This window comes from Mucilaginibacter sp., assembly GCF_039935595.1.
Classification (GTDB): domain Bacteria; phylum Bacteroidota; class Bacteroidia; order Sphingobacteriales; family Sphingobacteriaceae; genus Mucilaginibacter.
Map to the genome: position 1 here is coordinate 22035 of NZ_JBDTJZ010000099.1, position 6190 is coordinate 28224.

The following is a 6190-nucleotide window of genomic DNA, read 5'->3' on the forward strand; positions in this document are numbered from 1 at the left end:
TAAATGGCGACAGATAAATTAAAAATTGCCGCTTTGGCAAGTTCATTTAACAGGCTAAAAAAAACAAGTGCATTTTTATCAAGTTTATTATCGCAGCAAGTACCCGATAATTATTTGCTTGATGTTTATTTACTTGACGATAAATCAACAGACGGTACCGCAGATTATGTTCGGAAAAATTTCTCGACAGTAACTGTTGTTTATGGCACGGGTAGCCTATTCTGGGCGGGCAGTATGCGCACTTTGTGGGATCATGCCAAGGCCGCGGCCAGTTATGATTTATTTTTGCTGCTTAATGATGATGTGGAGCTGTTTGATGATGCAATTGTAAATTTAATTGCGGCCTATAATAAACGGCCGCAATCGCCTGCTGTTATTATTGGAACCGTGCGTGGCTTTACAGAGGATGAGATTACCTATGGCGGGCGCAAACTAACAAGCCGTACAACAGGTGATAGTAAATTAGTAACACCTGATAAAACCGAATTAAAAGAATGTGAGTTGGGTAACGCCAATATTATGCTGGTTGATAAAGGAACGGTTGATAAAATAGGCGTGTTATCGGCTCAGTTTACCCATGGCGGGGCCGATTATGATTATACTATGCGTGCCGTTGAGGCCGGTATTAAAGTATATGTAGCGCCCGGTTTTTATGGGTATTGCGAAAATGATCATGGTTTACCCTGGCTATCAAGCGAGCATTCGTTAAAAGAGAGAATAAAGTATTTGTACAGCCCCAAAGGGTTAGCTTATAAAGAGTATCTGTTTTATATCCGGAAACATTTTCCGTTAATGTACCCGATAATTGTATTTAAACTTTGGTGTAAAACATTGCTGCCCGTAATATTTGACCGGTATAAGAAAAACTTTTAAGTGAAGGTTTTAATTTTAAATAACGACCTGCGGGTATACTGGAAAAGACGTATAACCTTTCTGCATAAATATCTTGCCGATAATGATATCAGTTTTTATGCGGTAGAGATATTTGGCAAAGGCTCACCTTACGCTTTTGACCCGTATGATAACAAAGAAGATTGGTGGTCATGCCTTTTTCCTGACCATAACTTTTCAGAGCTTTCAAAACAAACCATCGCCCAAAAAATATTTGACAAGTTAAATGAGATTAACCCCGATGTTATAATAGGCGGCTCCATTGTGTTTTTTTCGGGTGCAATAGGCTTACGTTGGGCCAAACAACATAAAAAGAAGTTTATAATGTTTGATGATGGCAAGCCATCAGATATAAAGCGAAACAAACTGGTACAATTTGTTAAAGATACCCTTATAAAACAATCAGATGCCTTATGGTTGCCATCGGCTGATTATGATGCCGAATACCCATATATAAACAGCAAGGAAACTGTTTTTTTTCATGGCTTTAATTGTATTGATAATGATCAGTTTAAGTTTACCGGCAATAAAACAGTTGATCATAAAAACATGATATGTATTGCCCGCCTTGTACCCATAAAAAACATGGAAGGCTTGTTAAGGGCCTGGAAAATTGTTGAAGACCGTGGCAGCCATTACCATTTAAACATTATTGGCGATGGCCCCCTTTTTAAATCGCTAACAGAGCAGATGGCATCATTGAATTTAAAAACCGTTTCATTATTAGGCTCTATAAACAATAACGACTTGCCACGATATTTATATAACGCGGATGCCTTTATACTGGCAAGTTTTTCGGAAAGCTGGGGGCTGGTAGTAAACGAGGCTATGGCTGCGGGTTTACCCCTATTGTTAAGCAATAAGATAAATGCCGGCCACGCTTTATTACACGAAGGAGTTAATGGCTATAGCTTTGATCCTAACGACATTGAAGATATAGCTAATAATATCATAAAATTTATAAAGCTTACTCCTGCTGCAAAAAAATCCATGTCAAATAATTCATTAAAAATTATAGATACGATGAGTTACGACAACATGGGCAAACAATTGCTGGCCGCCCTTAAAACCCTTCAGGGCAGGCCATTTAAAAAAACCGGCTTTATGGCGCAGGGCATAATAAAATTATGGAACGGCAACTACAATACCAGCGGCTGGGATAAACTGTAGTAATTTCTTCCGTTATATTTTAATTGCCTTAATGCCTCATTTATATAAAGTTATATTTTAAGAGCTAATTATATTAATAATTTTTATTTTAGAAGGATAATTACGTTTAAGCTAAATTGATGATCAAACTTTTTTCGCTCATTTGCTGGGGTTTACTGGCATTTGCTTCATGCAATAAATCTAATAATGCTGATGATACCAGTTCAACATCAGGTAGTTTAACAAAAATTAACACCAGCACACCAGCAATAGTTACCCAAATTGATACCGTGGCACCCGCCAATGCGGTTAATGCTAAAAGTCTTGGCGTTATGGGCAATGGTGTTAATGATGATACTGATGCTTTGCAAAAGTTAATCAATTCACAAACCGATATATTACTTCCGGCAGGCACCTATGTAATTAACAAAACACTAAACATGCGTGCAAATGTTAAAATTTATGGGCGTGCAGGGGCAACAATTACTACGGGCACCCAAATTAGCGGCACGTTGTTAACTAACGGGCGCTACTTTTATTTTGATAATGCTGATAATTGCCTGTTATATAACATCACATTTAAAAAGTCATCGCAAAGTTTTTCGCTCTCTAACTGGGCAAATGCCTGTATTTATGTAAGCAGCAGCAAAGGCACCAACATATTGTATAATACATTTAATTTTAATTTCGGCTATACCAAAACCGGGTTAGAGGCAGCCTGGTTTACCGGCGCAGGTACAGCAAATTCAATTATAAAAGGTAATAACCTTTATACCGTTGGTATTGAGTACGCCGAGGCGGGCGCAGGGTCGGCATTGGTTGAAGGTAATTACATAAAAAATGCACATAGCGTTGCTTTGGACGCGCACGGCAATACGGACACGTATTGCATGAATAATACTATTAATAACAACACTATTGAAAACCCGGGTTATATAGGTATAGAAGATTGGGGAAACACATCGGGCACAGTAATAAAAAACAATACGGTATCACATACAGGTCAGGATCCTACACAGGGCACTGATGGTATGGGCATATCGGCCGTAGGACAAAACCCGCAAATATTAAATAATGTAATTACTGATGCTACCTTGTATTATATTGAGCTTGCCGGAGGCACGGCTCATTTAGTTGATAGTAATATTATTAATGATACCCGCGGACTTGCTACTGGTATTATTACAAATTATACCAGCACAAAAAATATTGATAACTCCATTGAAAGCGGTAAAGTAACTATAACCAATAATCAAATAAATAACTGTGCTGTTGGTGTTAGCTATTATGGCAATAACAATATAAATACCCTTTTACAGTCAAATAAATTTACTAACCCCAAAACTGTTGGAGTTAGTATTGACAGCGACGCCCCTATTATTACGGCAGATTTTACTAACAATTCGTTATCATTTACATTGCCAACATCGCAAACCCGTTATGCCTTTCAGACCTACACAAGGTTAGCGCCAACAGCTAATGTAAAACACACAATAACCTACAACGGAAACACCATTGTGTATACTACTGCTGCTAAAAGTGGTACAGGTACAGATTATGGTTTCTTTTTAGCTACTAACAATACAACTATTACCGCTAATATTATTCAGTCATCTATTTCAACCGTAAAAGCAATTGGTAATACAACAGGCAACACACTCAATTTAAACTTTACAAAAAATAGGTTCTCAGGCGTAACGGCTGATTTCAGCAAATTTAATCTTTTGTCAAATACTGATAACGTGATTACCAAATAGGTGTGTAATCCATTACATTTTTTACAAATCGCGGGTTGTTTAATTAGAGTTTTTAAATAGCTTTATAAAATAATTTATGTCGACGAATTTGAGTTTAATTGTAAATGCTGACGACTTAGGTTCAAGCGAATCTATAAATAAAGCGGTTTTATTTTGTTACCAACAAGGCTACATTAATAGTGCCTCAATTATAACCAACACCCCTTTTTTTGATGAAACAGTTAAGCTGATTCACCAAAACAAAATAATTAAAAATATTGGTGTTCATATTAATTTTGTTACCGGCAAACCGCTTACAGGTTTTGACCATGCGGAATTTTTAGACAAGAATGGCGATTGGGATATAAATAAAACACAAAAATATTCTAACTTTTTAAGCAATACTGTCAGCAATGATTTTTTGATAGAATTATACGCGCAAATTGACCGTGCATTAGCTGTAGGGATTGAAGTAACTCATCTTGACTCTCATTACCATTTACACATATTGCCATGCTTTTATAATTTGTTTATAGAGGCAGCAAAAAAATACAACATTAAATTGCGGTTGGCCCAAGTATCGCACGAGCAAAATTTTATTAAATACCTTTACAGATATTACATCAACAAAAAAATCAAAACAAATAACTGTAATTATCTAAACAGCTTTGAAAATTTAACGGAATTTTTAAAAAAATTCCCTAATGATGTAAAGCAAGGTACAGAATTAATGGTGCATCCTGACTTTGATGAGAATGGCCGGTTGATTGACAATGTTGATGTAGAAGGCTTTATGCAATGGGTGGCTTTTGCACAAAAACCTCAATATAACTTAAAAGCTTAATTGTATTTAACAAACACAATTTAATCCCCAATTGCGGTATTTTTTCTACAAATTAAATACTGGGATTATTTATAATAAGTATATATAATTCAAATTTTAGCTATAAATGTATATTTCAATTTTTAGGATTGAATTTTGCTTGTTATAAACAAAAGTTTATAAAAATGTTTGCCGCTACCTTAAAAGCAAAAAAATCTTTAACCGCAAAAATGATCGATTACTCTATTTACAAGGGTAATTTGGATGAATTACGTTTTGATAAAAAAACCGTAATTAATACCATAAATCAATATTCATACATGGTTGCCGAGAATGACAGTGCTTTTAAAGCTGCTCTTTTGGCTTCGGATGTATTGCTTCCTGATGGCGTAGGCGTTACCGCGGCAATGAAAGTTTTAAGCAATGAGGATGTAAAAAAAATTGCCGGGGCCGATATACATAGCCACTTGTTAGAAAAATTAGAAAAAACAGGCGGGCGCGCATTTTATTTCGGATCGTCTGAAAACACTTTAAACTTAATTAAAAAGCGCCTGGCCCGTGAGCATCCTAATATTAAAGTAGAAACCTTATCGCCGCCATTTAAACCAACATTTACGGATGCCGAAAATAAATCATTTATTGAAGCTATAAACAAATTTAACCCCGATGTATTGTTTATTGGCATGACGGCCCCTAAACAAGAAAAATGGGCCACCCAGTTTAAGGATCATTTAGATGCACATATTATTTGCTCAATAGGTGCCGTATTTGATTTTTTTGCAGGTACCATTAACCGTCCTGACGATTTTTGGATTGACCTGGGTTTAGAATGGTTGGTACGCCTTGCTCAAAACCCAAAACGCATGGCTAAACGGTATTTATATTATGGCCCGGCATTTATTCGTGATATATTTAAATTAAAAATGTTTACCGGTCTGGCAACAGAAAAGCAAACTATAAACAATCCTATTAAAATACCTGCTTTACAACTTCTTTTAAAATAATCTCCCTGGTTAATTTAAACTATAAAGCCATTTCGCTATAGGTGAAAAGGCTTTTTTTAACAAAAAAGCCTTTAGATATAAGGCTAAAGGCTTTTGGTATTAATACCTGTTTTGTCGGGATGGCGGGATGAAACCGCCTCGCTCTAAATTATTGATTATCAAATGCTTTGATTACACTATGTAGACGAGGGTGTGAATTAGTTTTCATTTTCTGAAACTTCTAAGGAACTATGCGCACTTATCGGCTTTTTATTTGCTGTCAATGCTTATCAAAAGTACTAAGAAATTATATAATTACAATGCTCCTGCTTTAATCATTTATGACTTATCCCATACTTGCTAATTAATCAATTGCAGCATCATGTATCATCGCTTTGTCCATCAAAAATTTTCTATAACTGTTGCAATAACCACTTTTTAGATGAATTGAGATTACCATGCATCCATTTACATGTTCAACCAAAAAAACCTCTTGAATCTTAATCGAAAATAATTAACTTGGAAGCAAATAACCAATAAAACTGACGCCAACAATTATTTCGACAAGTTCTTTATTTCAATTTTGTTCTGTTGAATAGGGTTTGCTA

General features: G+C 35.7%; 5 protein-coding genes. All 5 read left to right on the forward strand.

Annotated features, from left to right (window positions below; genetic code table 11):
- Positions 1–3: 3 nt before the first annotated feature.
- The 5 genes from ABI367_RS06640 (at position 4) to ABI367_RS06660 (ending at position 5603) form a co-directional block, all read left to right on the forward strand.
- Complete coding sequence (locus ABI367_RS06640; RefSeq protein ID WP_462230299.1) at positions 4–873, forward strand: glycosyltransferase family 2 protein; 870 nt, start codon at positions 4–6, stop codon at positions 871–873.
- Positions 874–2061: a glycosyltransferase family 4 protein gene (locus tag ABI367_RS06645; RefSeq protein ID WP_462230301.1), complete on the forward strand. Its 1188-nt coding sequence runs from the start codon at positions 874–876 to the stop codon at positions 2059–2061.
- Positions 2062–2180: 119 nt separating this feature from the next.
- A complete protein-coding gene (locus ABI367_RS06650) occupies positions 2181–3797 on the forward strand; it encodes a right-handed parallel beta-helix repeat-containing protein (protein ID WP_462230303.1) in 1617 nt (538 codons plus the stop codon).
- An 88-nt stretch (positions 3798–3885) separates the two neighbouring features.
- A complete protein-coding gene (locus ABI367_RS06655) occupies positions 3886–4620 on the forward strand; it encodes a carbohydrate deacetylase (RefSeq protein ID WP_462230305.1) in 735 nt (244 codons plus the stop codon).
- Between the two features lie 209 nt (positions 4621–4829).
- A complete protein-coding gene (locus ABI367_RS06660; RefSeq protein ID WP_462230307.1) occupies positions 4830–5603 on the forward strand; it encodes a WecB/TagA/CpsF family glycosyltransferase in 774 nt (257 codons plus the stop codon).
- The last annotated feature ends 587 nt before the right edge of the window (positions 5604–6190 follow it).

Coding starts and splice junctions, on each gene's coding strand:
- ABI367_RS06650 (WP_462230303.1), top strand. CDS start 2,181: ATGATCAAACTTTTTTCGCTCATTTGCTGGGGTTTACTGGCATTTGCT.
- ABI367_RS06660 (WP_462230307.1), top strand. CDS start 4,830: ATGATCGATTACTCTATTTACAAGGGTAATTTGGATGAATTACGTTTT.
- ABI367_RS06640 (WP_462230299.1), top strand. CDS start 4: ATGGCGACAGATAAATTAAAAATTGCCGCTTTGGCAAGTTCATTTAAC.